A 19118-nucleotide genomic window follows, 5' to 3' on the forward strand; every position below is an offset into this window, starting at 1 on the left:
TTAACCGGTTGCCCGGTCCTGCCGGCGCTGCAGAGGATCGGAGGTCAGAACCCGTCCGGACAGTGCGCCCAGCCAGTCCAGTCCAGCCCGCAGGCGAACGACTTCACCAACCACGACCAAAGATGGCGGCTCGATACCCTGTTCAACCACGTCAGCGGCACAGCTTTGCAGAGAGGTCACCAGCACTTGCTGATCTGCTGTGCTGGCCTTGCTGACAACTCCGACCGGCTCTTCGGGGTTACGCCCTTCCGCGATCAATGCGGCCGAAATCTGGGCCAGATGCTTGATCGCCATGTAGATCACGATCACCGGCGATCCGCGTGCAATGGCCCCCCAATCCAGATCGTTCGGCATGACCCCACCCTGATTATGGCCGGTCACGAAGGTTACCGCTGAATTGGTTTCTCGGTGCGTGACCGGGATACCGGCATAGGCGAGGCCACCGATACCAGCCGAAATCCCCGGCACGAGCCGGAAGGAGATACCCGCCTCAACCAACGCCAGCGCCTCTTCGCCGCCACGGCCGAAGACAAAGGGGTCGCCACCTTTCAGGCGCAGGACCCGTTTGCCCTCTCGGGCATATTGAATGAGACGCTGAGAAATATCAGCCTGTTTTGGCGAAGGCTTCCCGCCGCGTTTTCCGGCGTATTCCAACAAACAGCCGGATTGAGCAAGCTCCAGGATCGACTTATCCACCAGTGCGTCGTAGACCACGACGTCGGCGGATCGCAAGCCATGCAGGGCATAGAGCGTAAGGAGGCCCGGATCGCCCGGACCTGCTCCGGTCAGCCAGACCCAGCCAGGTTCGAAAGCCGGAAGAGAAAACGATAACTTGTCCATGACCCGCACTGTAACCTCACCGTCACTTCTCGCCTAGCCAGAGACGACCGAACAACTGTAAAAAAGCGACATGGTAAGAAAACCCGAGGGAGAGCTGCGCAGAGGCTGGACGACAGGTGCCTGTGCAACGGCCGCGACCCGCGCCGCCTATACGGCGTTGCTCAGCGGCCGGTTTCCCGATCCCGTCTCCATAACCTTGCCAGGCGGCGAACAACCCGCTTTCGCGCTTAATCGCGAGGAATTGGGCCCAGGCTTTGCGAGAGTCGGCATCATCAAAGATGCGGGCGACGATCCCGACGTCACTCACCTCGCGGAAATCGTCGTCACGCTTCGGCGCGGCGAAAAGGACAGCGGTGTGGTTTTCAGAGCGGGCGAAGGTGTTGGTCAGGTCACCAAACCCGGCTTGCCGATTCCACCGGGCGAGGCTTCCATCAATCCGGTGCCGCGCAAAATGATGACACAGACGATCGAACAGTTATCGGCTGAATTCGGTGAGAGCGGCGATATTCTGATCGAAGTTTCCGTACCTGGCGGCAAGGAGCTGGCACAAAAAACCTGGAATCCGCGGCTTGGTATTCTTGGCGGCCTGTCGATTCTCGGCACAACCGGCATCGTCGTTCCGTTCTCCTGCTCTGCCTGGATTCATTCCATCCACCGTGGCATCGATGTGGCGCGCGCTACTGGCCAGAGTCATGTTGCCGGCTGTACCGGCTCGACATCGGAAAAGGCGGTTCAGAAGATTCACGGACTGCCCGACTCCGCCATGCTGGATATGGGCGACTTCGCCGGGGGCTTGCTGAAATATCTGCGCAAACACCCTCTCCCTCGTCTCACCATCGGCGGAGGCTTCGCAAAGCTGACCAAGCTCGCAGCGGGACATCTCGATCTCCATTCAGGCCGGAGCCAGGTCGACTTCGACTGGCTGGCTGAGCGTTTCGCCAAACTGGGCGCCACGGCAGACGCGGTGGCCGCAGCCCGCGAAGCCAATACCGCAAATCAAGTGCTGGCATTGGCGCAAGATCAGGCTATACCACTTGCAGATAGCATGGCTGCTGCTGCTCGTAAGACGGCACTGGGCGTGCTGGGGCAGGAAACAAAGGTGGACGTGATGATTTTCGATCGGGCCGGAAACCTATCAGGGCGTGCTGATGAATCCTGATAAACAGGTCCTGATTCTGAGCGGCACCGGCGAAGCTTTCGCCCTGGCGACGCTACTCTTTGCAGACGGCAACTATCGAGTCATCAATTCCCTGGCAGGACGTACCAAAGCCCCCGTCGAACCCCCGGGCGAGATACATATGGGAGGTTTCGGCGGCGCCGAAGGCCTCGCCAAGTACCTGCGCAGCGAAGTAATCTCTGCGGTGATCGATGCCACCCATCCTTTCGCCGTTCAGATCTCCCGCAACGCGTTTCAGGCCTGCAATGCCGCGCAGGTGCCCTACCTTCAGCTTCACCGTCCGGCGTGGGAGAAAGCCGAAGGTGATACCTGGCTTCCCGTCGCCAATCTGGACGCCGCCGCCGAACTTATTGCCCGCAGCAACTTTCGCCGCATTTTCCTGACCACGGGACGGCAGGAGGTAAAACCTTTCGCAGAACTGGAGGATCGCTGGTTCCTGCTACGCTCTGTCGATCCCATCAGCGACCTGCCACTCAAAAACTTCGATACGGTTCTTGGGCGTGGTCCATTCTATGAGCAGGCAGAGACCCAGCTATTGAACGAACATCGGATTGACAGCATCGTGACCAAGAACAGTGGCGGCCCCGCGACCTACGGTAAGATTGCCGCCGCACGTAAGCTAGGCCTTCCTGTGATCGTGATCCAGCGCCCGGCGGCCCTCGATTGCAACCATGTCGGCCGTCCCGCCGACGCAGTGAAATGGCTGAAACAGCTCATTTAGCCCGGCAAAGAAGATGAAATTCTAGACAGGGCACGTTCCACACCCAGCGCCAGCGATAGCAAACGACGGTCGCCGTCGGTCTCACCCATCAGCATCAATCCGACTGGAGCTTCACCTTCGTTGTGACAAGGCAGTGAGATTGCGCAGCGGTGAAAGAAATTTCCGACGTAGGTGTTGCGCAGTGTGAGCGAGTTTATCTGAAAATAATCCTCGTCTTGTGCAACCTCGGCAAAACTCGGCGCGATCGTGGCGGTTGTCGGCATGACAACAGCATCGAACGGTGCCGTCGCCAGATCGGCCTGCTGCCGTACGTCCTTCCAGATCTTGAAAGTATCGATGTAATCAGCAGCCGGGATATCCGCGCCGGTGACCATGCGCACCGACACGCGCGGATCATATAGATGCCGTCCGCGTGCCAACAGATCCCGATGCCAGGCGTAGGATTCCGGCGCCGTGAAACCCGACAAGCCGCGATACTCGGGAATTTCGTTGATTTCGCCGAACGGAAATTCAATAACGCTGGCACCCGCCGCAGAGAGCCTGTCGAGCGCACGCCAAAATGCTCCGGAAACCTGGGTATCCAGATTGTCCAGCACCATTGTCTGAGGCAACCCAAGGCGCAGTCCTTTAACCGGCAAAGCTTCCGGCGCCTTGACCGGTTCATCAGTCATGATGGCGTCCAACTCGGCACAACAGCTTACACTTGCAGCCAAGGGACCAATTGAATCGAGGGTCGTCGAGAGCGGAAGAGCACCATCGCGCGGTACACGTTCCGGTGTCGGCTTGAAGCCCGTGAGGCCGCAGAAGGCCGCCGGAATACGAACCGAGCCGCCGGTATCCGTCCCAATCGCTGCCACTGCCATACCGTCAGTCACCGAGACGGCTGCACCAGACGATGATCCTCCTGGAATACGCCCGGTTTCGCGGTCGTAAGGATTGCGTGGCGTATCGTAATGCGGATTGAGTCCCAATCCCGAATAGGCGAATTCGGTCATATTGGTTCGGCCCATCAGGATAGCGCCGGCGGCTCGCAAGCGTCGAATCACCGGCGCGTCCCGGGCTGCCGGATCGGCGTCCGCCAAGACCCGGGAACCAGCCTTTGTGACCTCGCCGGCAACATCGAAGAGATCCTTGATGGAAATCGGGATGCCCGCCAAGACCGACGGAACCGCACCCTGCGCCCGAAAAGCATCACTGGCATCCGCAGCAGCAAGCGCCTGCTCACGGTAAAGTTGGATAAAAACCCGCCGGCCCTCACCTGCCGCATCTTCGGCCCGCTCGAGTGCTGATTCAGTCAGAGCCCGGCTCGTGGTTTTCCCCTTTGCAAGGGCCTGGGCAAGATCCGAAATTCGAGGCAGCTGCTTCGCGGGCATTACGAGACTTTCGATTGTTTCGGCATCTTCGGTGTTTTTCTCTCGGGCCTGAGCACATGGACGTGTGTCGGATCATAGAGTTTGCTGTCGGTGAAATCGGTGTCTTCAGCAAGGACAGGGCCCACCAGGATCAGGGCGGTGCGGGTCAGCTTGGCGGCACGCACCTTGGCACGAATGTCCGACAGCGTGCCGCGAATCACCGCTTCATCCGGCCAAGAGGCCCGGAAAATGACAGCGACCGGACAGTCAGCGCCGTAGAAAGGTGTCAATTCAGCTTCGACATGCTTCAGGTTCCGCACCGAAAGATGGATTGCCAGGGTCGCTCCCGAAGCGCCCAATGTCGCCAAGTCTTCCTTGTTCGGCATGGCCGAACTCTTCATGGCGGTGCGGGTCAGGATTACAGTCTGGCTGACGTCGGGAAGGGTCAGTTCTTGTCCAAGGGTGGCGGCAGCGGCGGCGTAGGCCGGCACTCCCGGTGTGATATCGAAAGGAATACCTAAGGTCTTCAAGCGGCGGATCTGTTCCCCGATTGCACCGTAGAGCGAAGGGTCGCCGGAATGCACTCGGGCAACATCTTTTCCCGCTGCATGGGCTGCTTCGATCTCGGACAGAATGTCGTCGAGAGTCATGGGTGCGGTATCCAGGACTCGTGCATCGGCAGGCGCGTGAGCGACCACTTCTTCCGGCACAAGCGAACCTGCGTAAAGAACAACGGGACAGGCGGCGATCAGATCGCGCCCGCGCAGGGTAAGCAGGTCGGCGGCACCTGGACCTGCACCGATAAAGTGAACCGTCATGCTGCATCTCCCGGGGCTTGAAGGGGTGTTTTTTCCATAGGCGTCATCTTTTTAGCGTAACCGCGCGGGGTATAGACCCAGCAGCTTCCATCGGCACGCTCAACCCGACGCGTGGTTGAAGAACCGATCAAAACCACGGTCAGCATATCGACTTTGTCGGGCGTCAGATCTGCCAGATCCAGCACCGTCACCGTCTCACCCGGCCGGCCAAGATTGCGTCCCAACACCACCGGCGTTTCAGCTGGTCGATGCACCGACAGGATCTCAACCGCTCGGGCCAACTGGGTGGTTCGCCGCTTGGACACCGGATTGTAGAAAGCGACCACGAAGTCGCCTTCGGCAGCGGCTTTCAGTCGACGTTCGATCGCTTCCCAGGGAGTCAGCAGGTCCGAAAGCGAAATGGCGCAGAAATCGTGCCCTAACGGCGCGCCGATCCGGGCGGCAGCCGCCTGCAAAGCCGAAATGCCCGGCACCACTTTGTGCGCGACACGCCGCCAGGCAGGATTGTCCGCGCGATCCAGCAATTCATACACGAGGGCTGCCATGGCATAGATCCCCGGGTCACCGGAACAGATCAAAGCAACGTCCCGCCCCTCTGCGGCCAGGTCGAGCGCGGCACGGACACGTGCTTCTTCCTCCCCCAGCGCATAGTCGTGGCGGATCTTGTCTTTGGCTAAGGGGCCCAGCAAATCGAGATAGAGACCATAGCCCACCAGATCGCTCGCCTGGCGCACCAGCGCTTCGACCTCCGGTGCACGCCATTCGGCATTCCCAGGACCCAACCCGATGACAGATAAACTGCCGCGCGGCCGGCCGGCCCCGTGCGCGTCAATCAACCCGGTCGAACGCGCAATCGCGCAGGTTGCCCGTGCTGACTTTTGCTTAGCTTGAACCAGTTTCCCGGCGGATCCCGTGGTGGCCAGCGCCGCACCCTCCGAAACGCCATGACAACCGACTTCCCGAAACACCAGATCGGACGGCGTTGCCAAACGCGGCGACTCTGCCTCCAGATCGTCCGCAGAGAAGAACCTTGCCGGCACGCCGAGATGATCCGCGACAGCGTGGACTGCAGGCTCATCCGCTTTCACATCGATCGAGGCCACCACTGCGACGGCGCCCGCCGCCAAGCTCTGAGCTTCCAGTGTTTTATGGACCAGCCCGAGCAACTCTTCCGGGTCGGCATTGCGCTCACAACCGACACCAAGCGCAAGTACCTGGGGATGAAAGACAAGTTCCCGGTCTGAGCCTGCCGCTCGTTGTTCGGTGATCCGGATCACCAGCGTCCCGTCTTTCGAAAAAGGTAGGTCGCTGCCGCTGATCCAGGCTGCCACCCCTTCAAGGCGGATCTTCTCGCCAGCCAGAGCCGCCGCAACGAAGGCTTTATAATGTTCCGGATTGCCAAGCCGCCAGCCCGCCGGGGGCGCATCCAGAGCGATCGAAAAGCGCCGATCGCCTGCAGTCGTTACTGCCGCCCCGATCGAAAGCTTTTCCGCAAGCGTGCGGGCAATTTCATTGGCGCCGCGATGTCCGCCCAAAAGGGGTACGACGGCTGTGCCGTCTTCGGCCAAGGCCACGACGGCCGGCTCGCCGTGCTTGTCACTCAGAATGGGCGCTAAGGTCCGGATTAAAACCCCAGACGCGCAGAGGCCGACAATCGGCCGGCCCGCGGCAAAGAGCTCCTGCAGGTGCTCGGCGACAGATCCGAATCTTACTTCTACCGGCTCTGCGCGGCCAGAAAGACCATGGAGTTCACTGCCGGGCCAATCGGCGCTCAAGCGCGCGGCGAGGTCGCGTCCCTGTGCTGTGAGCGCCACGAAAACAGGTGCTTCGAGATGTTTCAAAGTGCTCATGTCCAGGCCTCGCCGCGACGATGAATGAGGATCATCGAGAAATAGGGTGCTCCTTCCTCGGCCACCTGATCGAGCGGAAGGATACGTTGAGTCTCCATGGTGGCACGTTCGATATAGTGGGCACGATCGCTCAATTCCAAGTCGTCGAGCACCTGCTTCACCTTTGCAAAATGACGTCCGACTTTGATGATGGCCGCGGCCTCAACGCCCTGCAGACGTTGCTTCAAGACCTCTGCATCGAGCGGCGCCGGCAGCACCGTCAGAATGTCGTTTCGCGCAGCTAAAGCGGTTCCGAGGGTCGCGGCGCAGGCTGTCAGAGAGGAAACACCCGGCACCACTTCGACTTGAAAGCGTTCGGCCATGCGCCCAAAAAGATACATGAAGGATCCATAGAAGAAGGGATCACCTTCGCAGAGAACTGCGACGTCCCTACCCGCTTCCAGATGTTCGCCCAATTCCTCCGCCGCCTGGTCATATACTTCCTGCGCCGGGAAACGGGCCGTGACCATCGGCACGCGGATCGCAATTTCTGCCTGTCCACCCTTTAAGTGCGGCGAGACAATCGCTCGTGCCAGGCTGTCGCCGGTATCAGGCGCCGGATAGGCAACCACCGGCGCCGCTTGAAGCAAGCGCAATGCCTTGAGGGTAATGAGTTCGGGGTCACCCGGCCCGATCCCCAGGCCATAGAGGCGACCGCGCCCGTTATGTATCGTCATGTCTTTACTACCGAAAACTGAGTGACCGGCATCATAGGGCGCCAGCCGTGATAGGGACCGACCGGTTCGGCACGAGAGACCGCAATCCGGCAGAGTTCGCCGCCAAGTTCAGCGTGGCGGGTCATAAGTATCTGTTCGCTTTCCAAGGTCACCGCGTTCGCCACCAGGCGTCCGCCGGGTTTGAGCGCACCCCAGCAAAGATCGAACAAGCCATCGCCTGTTGCCCCGCCGCCGATGAAGACGGCGTCGGGCTGCTCCAAACCTTCCAGTGCAGCCGGTGCTTCGCCTGAGACAATCTTCAGTCCCGGTGTCCCAAGCGCCTGGGCATTCTCGGCGATCATGGCAAGACGCGCTTCCGCCCGTTCGATGGCAATGGCACGATTGTGTCGTTCGGCCCGCATCCATTCGATCGAAATGGAGCCACAACCAGCGCCGACGTCCCAAAGCAGCTGCCCGGGCATCGGCATCAAAGCGGAGAGGGTCGCGGCACGGACCTCGCGCTTGGTCATCTGGCCATCGTGATGAAAGGCATCATCGGGCAAACCGGGCGAGCGCGGCCTGGCAATCGCATCGGGATCTGCAAGGCATTCAATGGCGATGGTATTGAAGTCGGCCAAATCGCGATTCCGCCAATCTTCGTCCGCCCGCCCTGCGATCCTACGCTCCTTCGGACCCCCCATATGTTCCAGAACAACCATCCGGCTGGAACCAAAACCACGCGCCGTCAATAGATCGGCAACGCCTTGCGCAGTTGACGCATTTTCACTTAGCGCCAGAAGCCGCGCTGCTGGCTGGATAAAGGCTTCCAGCAAGGCCAAAGGCCGACCGTGAAGAGAGAGAGTCTCCACCCGGTCCAGGCTCCAACCGAGCCGGGCCGCCGCAAGACTGAATGCCGACGCTCCCGGGACGATCGTCATGGAGTCATGCCCGAAATGCTTGGCGAGGGCCGTGCCGACGCCGTAACAGAAAGGATCGCCGGTCGCCAGCACGCAAACTCTCCGAGCCTGTCGCGCATTTATATCGGGTAAAAGCTCCATCATCGGGCTGGGCCAGACCAAACGCTCGCGGTCATCGTCCGGAAGCATGGCTAGATGTCTGGCACCGCCCACCAGCACCTCCGCCGCGTCAACAATCTGCCGGGCGGCGGGAGACAGTCCCTCGAGTCCGTCCTCTCCAAGCCCGACAACTGACAGCCAGCGCGTCATGGGGCGGTGTCGCTCTTCGACAAGCCAGCCAGGGCATTGACTGCCGCCGCTGCAATCGCGCTGCCGCCGCGACGCCCGCGCAACGAAATATAGGGAACGCCCAACGCTGCCTCGACAAGGGCCTCTTTGGATTCTGCCGCGCCGACGAAGCCGACCGGAAAGCCAAGAATGACCGCAGGTTTAGGGGCGCCGCCTGCGAGCAATTCCAGAAGGTGAAATAGGGCTGTGGGCGCGTTCCCGACGGCGACAACAGCCCCATCGAGATGATCGCGCCAGAGTTCTACTGCGGCGGCAGAACGCGTTGTCCCTAATTCGACCGCCAGGGGCCGGGTCCTATCATCGTTTAGGGTGCAGAGAACTGCATTATTCTGCCCCAAGCGCGCGCGAATCACGCCCTCAACCACCATGCGGCAATCCGCCAGAATCGGCGCACCTGCATTCAAGGCATCGCGCCCTGCCGCAGCAGCATCCTCAGTCCAGGCCAACTCGGATAGTATGTCCGGCATTCCGCAGGCATGTATCAACCGTTCTGCGACAGTTGCCATATCCGCGTCCATCGCCGAGAAATCCGCTTCCGAACGGACCGTCGCGAAGGATTGCCGATAAATCTCCTGCGGATCACGGATGTAGTCGTAGTTTGGCATTAGCCTGCCTTCAAACACTGCGCCGTTAACGCGCAGGCATCATCAGTTCTTTCGTCAATTGACTGAGCCGCGCGCTTACCCGGCTGCCTTTTTCATGCTCTTCGGTCCCAAAGGGTGGTCAGCATGCGGATAGGGATGGTGATGATGGTCATGCCCATTCCCATGGCCGTGGCCGTGGCCGTGGTCGTGACTATGACCATGATCGTGTCCGTGACTATGCTCGTGGTCATGACTGTGAGCATGGTCGTGTGAATGCTCCGCCGTCCCGGTGCCGATCCCCTCGACATGATGATGGTGGCTTTCCTGCGGCAGACCGACTTCGGCATCGAATCCCAGAATCTGCTCGCGGTATTTACAGAGCTTGCAGTTCATCAGGTTTTCGCCGTCCAGAATTTCCTGCACGCGCTCGGCAAAGGAATCCAAGACCTGGGGGTGATCCGAAAGATAGGACGCTTTGATGAACTCGATCTCCGGATGGCGAGCGGCAACCATATCCGTGTAGTCGTAAATCCGTTTGACCAGAATGCCGGTGAAGAGAAAGTACGGAAAAACGACAATCCTTTTGTAACCGAGCTTGGCGGCATGCTCGAGTCCGGGTTCGACCAGAGGAAATGTCACACCGGAATAGCAGGTTTCTCCCCATCCGAAACCAAAACCTTCCCAAAGCATCCGCATGACCTTGGAAACGTTGGAGTTGGCGTCGGGGTCCGACGCGCCGCGCCCGACAACCATCAGCAGGGTTTCTTCCCGGGCCACATCACCGCCGGCCTGCGCCAAGGCTTCTTCGATCCGGGCGGAGGCCGCTTTGATCAGCTTGGAGTCGATCCCCAGCTCACGGCCATAGCGGATTTCCATTCCAGGATGCTGGGCTTCGTAGGTATTCAATACGGACGGGATATCATTCTTGGCATGACCCGCCGCAAACAACATGCCCGGTATAGCCAATACTACCTTGTTGTTCTGTTCGCGCAGCCGATCCAACCCATCGCGGATGATCGGTGTCGCAAATTCCAGAAAGCCGCTGTCCACATCATACTGCGGCATACGTTCTCTGATGCCGCGCGCAACCGATTCGAACTCCCGAACCGCTCCTTCGTCCCGGCTTCCGTGCCCGCAGACCATCACCCCGATCTTCGTCATCTTTTTGTTCCTTTTATCGCCGGCACAATCTGCCGCCGCCACGCTGCATGAAAGCAGCGGAATTCGGCGGGCAGATTACGGCGCAAGTTCCCCGCAGTCCAAGGGATTGTTCCACACCAGGATGTCTTTTTGAGAAGAGATTGACCCCAGGCAAACACAACCTCATTCTCCGCCGATGTTGACCGATCTGTACTCTGAACCCTCGACCGGGCTGTTCCTTGCCCAGATATTGCTCTTCGCTTTGGCGCTGGACTCGGCGTTAGGCGACCCAAGATGGCTTTATAGCGTCGTTCCGCACCCTGTCGTCGTCATCGGTCAGTTGATCGATCGCTTGGAGAAGCGTCTCAACCGCCCGCATCTCTCTCGTGCTTCGAAATTAACCAAGGGCATGCTCCTTACTCTGGGCATTATTGGCCTTTCGGCCTTTTGCGGCGCTGTCATATTGGTTTTGGCAGATTGGCTGCCGGGCGGCAGTGTGCTGGAAGTCCTTGCCGTCAGCAGCCTGCTTGCCTTCAGAGGCCTTTACGATGAAGTAAAAAGGGTCGCCACCTTTCTAGGCCGGAGCCTGGCGGACGGTCGCTGGGCAGTGAGTAAGATCGTCGGCCGCGATCCCGAGAGCCTGGATGAGGCTGGCGTGGCACGCGCCGCCGTCGAAAGCCTTGCTGAAAATTTCTCCGACGGCGTGGTCGCCCCGCTGTTCTGGTATTGCCTGCTCGGCCTGCCGGGTCTCTGCGCCTACAAGGCAATCAACACGCTCGACAGCATGATTGGCCACAAGAATCCTCGATACGAAGCTTTCGGTAAATTTGCAGCCCGGCTGGACGATTTGGCAAATCTCGTCCCCGCACGATTGGCAGGGCTGTTCTTCGTCGTTGCCGCCGCTCTTCATCCTGCCGCCGATCACCGAAGAGCCTGGCAGATCATGCTGCGCGATGCCCGCAAGCATAACTCACCCAATGCAGGCTGGCAGGAAGCCGCCGTCGCCGGTGCCCTGGACTTCGCCCTCGCCGGTCCGCGCCGTTACGGCAGCACGGTTGTCGAGGACCATTGGATGGGCAATGGACGCAGCAGGCTGAACGGCAAAGACATCGGCAACGCGCTGAGCCTCTATATCCTAGCCGGACTGCTGGCTGCAGTGACTGCCGTCACGATACTGACGCTCCTTGGTATTTGCAGTAGAACCTGAACGGGATGATTCATCTGACGGCGAAAACGAGTACATTTTGAGCATTGTTGCATCTCTATTGTTCTTGCATTGTTCTTTTTCGCAAGATCCTGATGTGCACTCGGTGAACACGAGATGATAAGCGGAAGCTACTGCTGCAGAGCGGCCGAATTTCAGCTATTGGCAGCACCCTAGCTCTTGGCAGCACACTAGATGACAGCAACCCTCAAAATTTGCACTAAGGTCAGCGGACGAAGTCGCCTCATCTCGGCCAGAGTGCCGTCCCGGGGTGGAACTGAGACCAGGCGAACCAGAAGGCCTGATGGCTGCCAAGGTCGGACCCATCCGCATCTACGGCTCGAATCCCACCGGCATCAAGCTCCAGACGAACATTTTCAAAAGTTATCTCTTCGCCGTTCTTCAATGCCAGGAAGGCTTTGCTGCGCTGAAAGGCCACCGGCTTGCCCGAGGCCGTGATGGCGCCAATGATATCCTCGTGAACCGGTAAACGCGGATCGACATCGCCGACCGGAAAGATCGGCCCATTGGCATCCCGGCCGTTGCGAAAATCCGGATCTCGGCCAAGCGCGTACCTTTCGAGCAACACTGTTGTCTCGGGGTGCTTTTTCTTCCAGGTTCCCCAGTCGGTGGTTACGACGGAGGCTTGCTTCAGTTGCAGATTCCTCTTGGCAAGCGGCCCTGTCACCGCCTTGCCCAGAAAGGTATCGAATACCGAGAAGCTGGTGACGTCGTACATCACTTTATTGGAGCGAATGAGCAGCCCTGACGTGCGCAGGACCGGTCGGTCGATACCCAATGGCAGTTGATCTGTGTAGTAGGCCTGGGCGGCACCGCACAGAGTGCAATAGGGAATGCCGAGGTGCCGTCCGCCCAAGGTGTCGTTCACCATCTCGCGCACTTCCATAATGCGGCGCGGATAGGCCCGATACTCACCGTTTATCCCGATACCGAAAACGACATCCTCGTCCTTAAGCCAAGTCGCCTCTTCGGCGCTGCTCACTTCGGGATTGTCCGCCGCGGGAATGCAATTGCAGGCTTCGTCCGTCGTATCGTACGCACGATCGTCGATCAGCACGCCGCCCCAGGAAACCAGCCGCCAGTCGATATCGCCTTCGACGAAGATCCGCTCCCAGCCCGGCACGGCATTCGTAAAGATCGCGCGCTTGACCCGCAGATAATCAGGGGGCGCCGGGATATCCCAAGCGATGAGATAATCGGTCACGATCCCCCAGTGGTAGGCATCTTCCAGGTCTTTACCCAGCAACCGGGAAGCGGCAATGGCAAGCGCCGCGTGCAAGTCGGGACCGGAGACGAAGCGCATCAGATCGCTGACAATCCAGGCAAGCCGGGGATCTTCCGACTTGGAGATCTCGTCCAGAGCAACGACCTGGTCCGGCCCCCAGGTCCCTCGATCCATCGCATCGACAAAGGCTACCTCTACGGCGGCCCTCAAAGCCTCGGTCAGCGGCCCTTCCGGTATTGCGGGTGGGGTGCCGAACTGCTCAACCGCATAGTCCGGCAGCGGCGCCGCTTCCTGGGCCCGCAGAGCATCGATCCAGAAGAAAGACAGCGTCACCATCGACGCAAAAAAGAAGACGCGGATTGGGGAACTGATCGCCGATGCCATAGCGGGGCCTTTCGCCTACCTGTTTGATCCTCGGGCCTGTTTGATCCTCAGACGGACAAGCCATCGCCCGTGCAGCCCACGAGAGCCTCCAACAGATTTGCTTGCACGTCCCTGCACTGCCAATCACGATCCATCAAGATTCAGTGCGCATTGGTGGCAGCACATTCGGTCAGACGCAAAAAGGCTTTAACTCGCGTAGACCGCCTCTTCGTAGGCTTCGTAGGTCCGCATATAGGGTTCTTCCACGAAGGGAAGCGATTGCGTCATGATGACAGCGGCGACGTCAGACGCCGGATCGAACCAGTAATGGGTGTTGCAAAGGCCCGCCCAGCTCTGGCTGCCCGCCCGCCGGCGGCCGGGCACATCGGCTTCCACCCGGACGAAACCGAAGCTGTGGGTCGTCCCCTCAGGCAGAATGACATCGGCCGTGACCGGCGGCGCGGCTGTGACCATCCGTTGGAAGGTCAGACCCTGCATCTGGTCGGCGAGCATATCGGCGACGGCCGCCTCCGACAGGACGCGATTTCCCTCCAGGGCGCCCTTGTTGAGCATCATGCGCAGAAACTTCATATAGTCGGGCGCCGTGGAATAGAGCGCATGTCCCATCCCGTAGACTTCCGGTTTTGGCGGCGGCGCCAGCTCGAAGGACCCGAGGGTTCCATCTTCGCCACGAATGAAAACCTCGGCGAGACGGTCGGCCAGCCTATCAGGTTCGAAGGCGGTGCTGGTCATCCCCAGAGGATCGAAGACTTCCGCCTGACAAAAGGCATCGATCCGCCGCCCGTCGACCGCTTCAACCGCCCTGCCGAGCCAGTCGATACCGGTCCCATAGCCCCAGCACGTGCCGGGATCGGACATCAGCGGGTATGCGAGGCCTGCCTTTAAGCCGCTCAGAATGGGGGCCGCGCCCGTCACCTCCAGGTATTTCGCCATATCATGGGACCACAATTCGTACTGCAGCCCGCTGGTATGGGTCGCCAGATGGCGCAGGGTGGCGGTGGTTTTCGGCGACCTGAGAAGCGGCCTGTCTCCCTCCCAGCCCTCGAGCACCTGAAGGTCGTTCCACTCGGGCAGGATCTCGGCGACCGGCGTATCCATCGAGATCCTGCCGCGGTCGATCAGAATCATCGCTGCAAGAGAACCGATGCCCTTCGTCATGGAAAAGATCCGAAAGGTGGTATCCTCGGCCGCACTCCGCCCCGCGGCGGCCTGACCCGCCGCCCCCGAGTAGGTAATGCCCGCCGCATTGCCCGCCATCGCAACGGCAAAGGGCACGTCGCCCGCTTCCACGGCCTTCGCGAGAACGTCATCCATTTTGGTCATGTCGTGCTTCCTCCCCTTTTGCGCTTTGCGGCAGATTATAGGGGAAAAGCTGTCCGGCGGGGCGTTTTGTTAGGTGTGTGGAAGCTGTTGGGGAATGGGATCTAGTGCTCCCGGGACAGTTCCTGGGGCATAAGACTCAGATCGATTTTAAGCGACGGCAATTAAGTCGCGTGTCCTCAGGACTCAACCTTGACACTTCCCTTTTGACGCCGGCGCTGAACCGCGGCCAAGCCGGCCAGACCAGCGCCGAAAAGCACGAGGCTTCCGGGTTCTGGAATTTGAGCGGCTGTATCAACGAGATTAACCTCGAGACTACGGAACGCGAGAAGACGGCTGATCCCCGTGCTGAAGACGCTCCTGAAGGTCAAGATTTGTCCGGCCTCGACAGTGAGCTGCGTGGTAAAATCCGTCAGTTGCTCATCGATAAATCCGGTTTCGACAGTAGATGAGCTGCCCGTTGAAATTATAACTCTTTCATTACCATTTAAATTGGATACGAGACCGGGCGTATAGGCAACAAGCTGAACCGCATGATCAAACACCAACGCCAGGGAATCGTATCCATTGAAAAATTCGTTGTCGAAAACAGCCACTCCATCTGGAATTACCAGGAGAGATCTTGCTGCACCTCTACTCGCCGCGTTCGAAAATGTCGCTGTCAATCCATCAGCGGTGACGCTGAATTCCGTTACACGTCTAAAACTGAAGTCATCGAGGTCTATTGTGATGGCTTGTGCGGCTTGACCCCAACCCATAAGGCTCAGGCCGAAGGCTGCGGCGATCAGATTTTTAGTGAACATAGGAGTAAATTTCCTCTCGCTGGATATGTAAATTCTTGTGCTGATTACGCGATTCAAAAGCGAACATCGCCGCGCTGAATCGTTCCGCGATCGCAATCCAGCCAATTCGTCACACAATACCGGGCTATCCCGGATCTGCGATGATGGGCATCGTGATGCTTGCAGGCCATGAAACTTCCCGGAGACAAAAAAACGGGACAGCTTCGTGCCCATCAAAAACATCTCCGCACCAAGACCGACCAAGAGCTAAAACATGTCCCCACAACCGAGGCGGGGATTGTCCTGCTACGGACGTGATCCATGGCTGATGACGAATGAAAAAGGAAAAGCCGGACGGTATTTTGTCCAAAACGCGCGCAATTTTGTCCAATTTGTAGCAGTGCTTGCCGGAAACATCTCCACTTGTGGGAGTGTCCCAAAGGTTCGACACGCCGCTATTAATACCAAGCAACGTTGATAATGACCCATAGAGACGTCTTTGCGCGCTTTCGGCTAGGAGCGTGCGGCGCGGCGATACAGAGCATCGGAAGCCGCGCGGGAAGCAGCCCGAAAACCGTGCAACGCCGCCGTTTCGGTTGTCTACAGGGACCTTCGGAGGGCGTCGAAAAGCCTTGCCGATGCGCCGCATCGCCTGCAGCCTTTCTCCTACCCGAAGGTCCTTATAGGCAATCTCCAAGGGTCATTATCAACGCTCCTTAGTATAAGTGTTTGGGGACAGGTTTCTTTCTACCGCCCTGTAATGACCGGCAGCGCACAAAAGCAACCCGCCCTTGATCACCGATCACCGGGAAATTCGGAAGCGGCACACAAAACTCTTCAGTTTCCATTTGGGTGGGAGCGGTCGTTTGTTTCGCGAGTCTCAAACGACGGCTATGCGGGACAATGCTGACATTAAACGTCCATAAGACGAAGTTCCAATCTTCAAATACGATACGAGCGACCTGCGATGGATAATAGAGTTGCTGGTTGGCCTCTGCATTCGTGACAAGCTAAAGTGTCGTCGCCAATTTGCGGCCAATCCAGAAACATGACCTCAACGAACGTGGCGCTCGAAAATCTCCGGCAACGACTCGGGTAGGGTTGCGATCCAAACCGTTACTCCGTTTTCTGCCTGAAATTCTCGTAGTTGTTCGTCACGAAACCACAGCTCCAGCTCGTCGATCCTTAGAATAACTGTCTCCAATACCGAGTTACGCACGCCGCCCCAGAATACGGAGTCTACGTCCGCCTGCATCCCAGACCAGCCGATGGCAGTCAGATAGAAATAAACTTGCGCGCCTGCCAGATCACTCAGCGAGATAATCTCACCACTGCTATCCCAAAACTTGCTGTCGCTAGTGTGAGACTGCAAAATGTTGAATTTGGAACCTTCGAACTCGTAACTTAGATTTGGTAGGTGATCTTGTCTGAAACTAATTTGCAGATCCGGTTGCCCTTCGCCGGACCAACGTGTGGCAATTATTTCGGCGTCTGCCCTAGGCTCCTGGTAAAAAGCCACTTCCAGAGAAAGGCTCTCCAGCAACGAGCCGAATGGGTTCGATACATCTGACTGCGGATACAAGCCTGAAACTGGTTGAATTGAGATTTCCTCAATGCCATCTGGCGATGTGCGAGACGGACTAACTGGGCCATCGTAAGCCGCGCCAGATTCAACAAGAATCGAATACTCCGCAAGCAGCTCTTGTTCAACACGACCTGCTAATGCGACGTTGTCTGGGAGGTCAATAAATGCGCTCGCCGAGATTTTGTTGAATTTTGTGAGGCTCCTTTGCAAATCTGACAAGATGGCTTCAGATTGCTCGCCTTGCGCGGCCATCCGCTCAAGTAACGCTTGCTGATTTGCAATCTGCTGTTCAATGCGTTCTGCTGCTTTTTGTGCACTTTGTTGATCGATCAGTTCTTGGACGATCTGGGTCGAAACAGCGGTAATGGAGCTGACGACGACGCCGACAAGGGCCACTTTCCCCCAAGTAGTCACCTGGCCGTCTTCGCCACGGAACTCTTTCACCGTGCCAATCGCACCGAACACCCCGGCTAAAATTGCACTGAAAATCTTCAAGACAAAAAGAGCGGTCTGAAGCATGGGAGTCACCACCTCAATTTGTAGAGGTTATATGAATTGGCGGACATTACGTAAATAACCGAACCAAACTGCTGTCGAACCGCATTTGCTCGAGCGCTTGCAGCTTTGCCAAAATTGCAGGCCTTGGCGGAACCTTGAGGTCATGAATGCGCAAAACGGGCTCACAGCGGAAGTTCGTTGCACTTTGAGCCAATGACGGCTGTGCGGGACATAACTGCCGTACGCGGCGTTCTTTCGGATGTCTGCTTGTTCCGGGAGGCCACGAAACTTGCGACGGAACCAAAGATGTCACGGCCAAACAGGTACGCCGTCCAGCCCCGCGGTTTCTGGCAGGCCGCAGATCAGGTTCGCATTCTGCACGGCCTGACCGGCCGCTCCCTTGCCGAGATTGTCGACCACGCCCATCGCGATCACCAAGTTGCGCTCTGGATCGGCCGCATAGCTGACGAACGCGAGGTTCGAACCGGTAGCCCACTTGGTCTGCGGCGGCTTGTCGGTCACGCGGACGAATGCTCGTCCAGCGTAGAAGCGCCGGGCCGCGTCCAGGCACTGATCCGTGGTGGCGCGGCCGCGGCAGTACATGGTGACGAGTACGCCGCGGGTCATGGGAACCAAGTGTGGCGTGAACACCAGTCCGGTAGCGCTGCCGCCACTCAGCCGCTCGATTGTCTCAACCATCTCGGGCATGTGGACGTGCTTGAGCAGACCGTAGGGGATCAAGTTCTCGTTGCTCTCGGCGTAGCCAAACTTGCTGTCGGATCCGCCCCGGCCAGCGCCGGATATTCCGGTTTTGGCATCGATCACAATGTTAGCAGGCTCGATCAGCTTGTTGGCCAGAAGCGGGGCCAGCGCGTTCAGCGTCGCTGCAGGGAAGCAACCCGGGTTCGCAACTCGGACCTGACCCTCGATTTGGGTTGGCCAGACGTCGGCAAGGCCGTACGCCCAACCCTCGACGTGGCGGTGGTCGCCTCCGATGTCAACGATCTTAACGTCCCTGGGGACGCGCGCCAGCGCTTCGGCTGAGGTGCCCGTGGGCAGCGACGCGAACAGCAGGTCGAGCTCCGGTAGGGTCTCAGGGTTCCATTTCTCAATCACGAGCTCAGCCAGCTTGGCCGACAGGCCGGGAAAGCGGTCCACCAGCCGACTGCCAGCGCTGCTCTCGCCTGCGGCGTAGACTAACTCGAAAGACGGGTGGTTCGCGACCAGGCGCATCACTTCGCCGCCGCCAAAACCGCTGATCCCGACAATGCCAACGCGAATGCTCATGGTGGTTTCCTACTGCTGGAGTGAGCGAACAAGCGTATTTAACTCGTACCGATCATGGCGACTGGGCTGGTCCTCACGGGTTGCATGGAGGCGTCCATATTGACTATCCGCATGTTCCGCGCAAGTGCATATTGGCGAGGCAGACCGGGTAAGGTTGTTTTCGTTCCAAGAAGGCCGGTTTCGCCATTTTAACCATGCTTGGGGTCGGGTCTAGAGCCTACAGGAATGCTACGCTGGGGGGTCCCAGCCCGCCAACACCGCCATTCACTCACACCGCAGCATTGGTTACATTGGGCCGATTTTGATGAAAAAGTCTTATTTCTAAATGGCGTTTCTATCGAGTTGATCGGGCTCATCCCTCAGATCATGC

Annotated in this window: 16 protein-coding genes; 3 read left to right on the forward strand and 13 right to left on the reverse strand. The window is 58.7% G+C overall.

What is annotated here, in order from left to right; all coding sequences use genetic code 11:
• Positions 1 to 840: a uroporphyrinogen-III C-methyltransferase gene (cobA, locus tag QMZ18_RS29450; RefSeq protein ID WP_282609982.1), complete on the reverse strand. Its 840-nt coding sequence runs from the start codon at positions 838 to 840 to the stop codon at positions 1 to 3.
• 70 nt (positions 841 to 910) lie between these two features.
• Between cobA and QMZ18_RS29455 the strand changes: the two genes are divergently transcribed.
• Both QMZ18_RS29455 and QMZ18_RS29460 read left to right on the forward strand, forming a co-directional pair.
• Positions 911 to 1999, forward strand: coding sequence for a cobalt-precorrin-5B (C(1))-methyltransferase (locus QMZ18_RS29455; RefSeq protein ID WP_282609983.1), 1089 nt, complete (start codon positions 911 to 913; stop codon positions 1997 to 1999).
• On the forward strand, positions 1989 to 2738 hold the full coding sequence (locus QMZ18_RS29460) for a cobalt-precorrin-6A reductase (RefSeq protein WP_282609984.1): 750 nt from the start codon (positions 1989 to 1991) through the stop codon (positions 2736 to 2738). Before QMZ18_RS29455 ends, QMZ18_RS29460 begins: the two co-directional genes overlap by 11 nt.
• Here QMZ18_RS29460 and QMZ18_RS29465 read toward each other — a convergent pair.
• The 7 genes from QMZ18_RS29465 to QMZ18_RS29495 all read right to left on the reverse strand — a co-directional run bounded on the left by QMZ18_RS29465 (position 2735) and on the right by QMZ18_RS29495 (position 10463).
• Positions 2735 to 4111, reverse strand: coding sequence for an amidase (locus QMZ18_RS29465; protein ID WP_282609985.1), 1377 nt, complete (start codon positions 4109 to 4111; stop codon positions 2735 to 2737). The genes QMZ18_RS29460 and QMZ18_RS29465 overlap by 4 nt on opposite strands.
• Positions 4111 to 4908 carry a precorrin-4 C(11)-methyltransferase gene (gene cobM, locus QMZ18_RS29470; protein WP_282609986.1) on the reverse strand — a complete coding sequence of 266 codons (798 nt, stop codon included), beginning with the start codon at positions 4906 to 4908 and terminating at the stop codon, positions 4111 to 4113. Before cobM ends, QMZ18_RS29465 begins: the two co-directional genes overlap by 1 nt.
• Complete coding sequence (cobJ, locus tag QMZ18_RS29475; RefSeq protein ID WP_282609987.1) at positions 4905 to 6758, reverse strand: precorrin-3B C(17)-methyltransferase; 1854 nt, start codon at positions 6756 to 6758, stop codon at positions 4905 to 4907. Before cobJ ends, cobM begins: the two co-directional genes overlap by 4 nt.
• Positions 6755 to 7474 carry a precorrin-2 C(20)-methyltransferase gene (locus tag QMZ18_RS29480; protein ID WP_282609988.1) on the reverse strand — a complete coding sequence of 240 codons (720 nt, stop codon included), beginning with the start codon at positions 7472 to 7474 and terminating at the stop codon, positions 6755 to 6757. The genes cobJ and QMZ18_RS29480 overlap by 4 nt, the downstream gene beginning before the upstream one ends.
• Positions 7471 to 8679: a precorrin-6y C5,15-methyltransferase (decarboxylating) subunit CbiE gene (gene cbiE, locus QMZ18_RS29485; protein WP_282609989.1), complete on the reverse strand. Its 1209-nt coding sequence runs from the start codon at positions 8677 to 8679 to the stop codon at positions 7471 to 7473. The genes QMZ18_RS29480 and cbiE overlap by 4 nt, the downstream gene beginning before the upstream one ends.
• Complete coding sequence (locus tag QMZ18_RS29490) at positions 8676 to 9323, reverse strand: precorrin-8X methylmutase (protein ID WP_282609990.1); 648 nt, start codon at positions 9321 to 9323, stop codon at positions 8676 to 8678. The genes cbiE and QMZ18_RS29490 overlap by 4 nt, the downstream gene beginning before the upstream one ends.
• A gap of 75 nt (positions 9324 to 9398) precedes the next feature.
• Positions 9399 to 10463: a sirohydrochlorin chelatase gene (locus QMZ18_RS29495; RefSeq protein ID WP_282609991.1), complete on the reverse strand. Its 1065-nt coding sequence runs from the start codon at positions 10461 to 10463 to the stop codon at positions 9399 to 9401.
• Positions 10464 to 10638: 175 nt separating this feature from the next.
• Here QMZ18_RS29495 and cbiB point away from each other — a divergent pair, with 175 nt between their 5' ends.
• Complete coding sequence (gene cbiB, locus QMZ18_RS29500) at positions 10639 to 11649, forward strand: adenosylcobinamide-phosphate synthase CbiB (RefSeq protein WP_282609992.1); 1011 nt, start codon at positions 10639 to 10641, stop codon at positions 11647 to 11649.
• A 241-nt stretch (positions 11650 to 11890) separates the two neighbouring features.
• Here the strand turns inward: cbiB and QMZ18_RS29505 are convergent, their stop codons facing one another.
• The 5 genes from QMZ18_RS29505 to argC all read right to left on the reverse strand — a co-directional run bounded on the left by QMZ18_RS29505 (position 11891) and on the right by argC (position 18748).
• Positions 11891 to 13276 carry a DUF3179 domain-containing (seleno)protein gene (locus QMZ18_RS29505; protein ID WP_282609993.1) on the reverse strand — a complete coding sequence of 462 codons (1386 nt, stop codon included), beginning with the start codon at positions 13274 to 13276 and terminating at the stop codon, positions 11891 to 11893.
• A 186-nt stretch (positions 13277 to 13462) separates the two neighbouring features.
• Positions 13463 to 14599 carry a serine hydrolase gene (locus QMZ18_RS29510; protein WP_282609994.1) on the reverse strand — a complete coding sequence of 379 codons (1137 nt, stop codon included), beginning with the start codon at positions 14597 to 14599 and terminating at the stop codon, positions 13463 to 13465.
• Positions 14600 to 14775: 176 nt separating this feature from the next.
• The gene (locus tag QMZ18_RS29515; RefSeq protein ID WP_282609995.1) at positions 14776 to 15612 is read right to left on the reverse strand and encodes a PEP-CTERM sorting domain-containing protein; all 837 of its coding nucleotides are present in this window, start codon (positions 15610 to 15612) and stop codon (positions 14776 to 14778) included.
• 820 nt (positions 15613 to 16432) lie between these two features.
• A complete protein-coding gene (locus QMZ18_RS29520; protein WP_282609996.1) occupies positions 16433 to 17482 on the reverse strand; it encodes a hypothetical protein in 1050 nt (349 codons plus the stop codon).
• A 288-nt stretch (positions 17483 to 17770) separates the two neighbouring features.
• Positions 17771 to 18748: an N-acetyl-gamma-glutamyl-phosphate reductase gene (gene argC, locus QMZ18_RS29525; RefSeq protein WP_282609997.1), complete on the reverse strand. Its 978-nt coding sequence runs from the start codon at positions 18746 to 18748 to the stop codon at positions 17771 to 17773.
• Positions 18749 to 19118 lie beyond the last annotated feature (370 nt).

Source organism: Pelagibius sp. Alg239-R121, from assembly GCF_947331435.1.
Lineage (GTDB): Bacteria > Pseudomonadota > Alphaproteobacteria > Kiloniellales > Kiloniellaceae > Denitrobaculum.

Excerpts from the sequence above, each read along its gene's own strand:
- QMZ18_RS29495 (WP_282609991.1), bottom strand. The coding sequence starts at position 10,463 with ATGACGAAGATCGGGGTGATGGTCTGCGGGCACGGAAGCCGGGACGAA.
- QMZ18_RS29490 (WP_282609990.1), bottom strand. The coding sequence starts at position 9,323 with ATGCCAAACTACGACTACATCCGTGATCCGCAGGAGATTTATCGGCAA.
- QMZ18_RS29460 (WP_282609984.1), top strand. The coding sequence starts at position 1,989 with ATGAATCCTGATAAACAGGTCCTGATTCTGAGCGGCACCGGCGAAGCT.
- QMZ18_RS29520 (WP_282609996.1), bottom strand. The coding sequence starts at position 17,482 with ATGCTTCAGACCGCTCTTTTTGTCTTGAAGATTTTCAGTGCAATTTTA.
- QMZ18_RS29510 (WP_282609994.1), bottom strand. The coding sequence starts at position 14,599 with ATGACCAAAATGGATGACGTTCTCGCGAAGGCCGTGGAAGCGGGCGAC.
- argC (WP_282609997.1), bottom strand. The coding sequence starts at position 18,748 with ATGAGCATTCGCGTTGGCATTGTCGGGATCAGCGGTTTTGGCGGCGGC.
- cbiE (WP_282609989.1), bottom strand. The coding sequence starts at position 8,679 with ATGACGCGCTGGCTGTCAGTTGTCGGGCTTGGAGAGGACGGACTCGAG.
- cobA (WP_282609982.1), bottom strand. The coding sequence starts at position 840 with ATGGACAAGTTATCGTTTTCTCTTCCGGCTTTCGAACCTGGCTGGGTC.
- QMZ18_RS29505 (WP_282609993.1), bottom strand. The coding sequence starts at position 13,276 with ATGGCATCGGCGATCAGTTCCCCAATCCGCGTCTTCTTTTTTGCGTCG.
- QMZ18_RS29465 (WP_282609985.1), bottom strand. The coding sequence starts at position 4,111 with ATGCCCGCGAAGCAGCTGCCTCGAATTTCGGATCTTGCCCAGGCCCTT.
- QMZ18_RS29455 (WP_282609983.1), top strand. The coding sequence starts at position 911 with ATGGTAAGAAAACCCGAGGGAGAGCTGCGCAGAGGCTGGACGACAGGT.
- QMZ18_RS29515 (WP_282609995.1), bottom strand. The coding sequence starts at position 15,612 with ATGGGCACGAAGCTGTCCCGTTTTTTTGTCTCCGGGAAGTTTCATGGC.
- cobJ (WP_282609987.1), bottom strand. The coding sequence starts at position 6,758 with ATGAGCACTTTGAAACATCTCGAAGCACCTGTTTTCGTGGCGCTCACA.
- cbiB (WP_282609992.1), top strand. The coding sequence starts at position 10,639 with ATGTTGACCGATCTGTACTCTGAACCCTCGACCGGGCTGTTCCTTGCC.
- QMZ18_RS29480 (WP_282609988.1), bottom strand. The coding sequence starts at position 7,474 with ATGACGATACATAACGGGCGCGGTCGCCTCTATGGCCTGGGGATCGGG.
- cobM (WP_282609986.1), bottom strand. The coding sequence starts at position 4,908 with ATGACGGTTCACTTTATCGGTGCAGGTCCAGGTGCCGCCGACCTGCTT.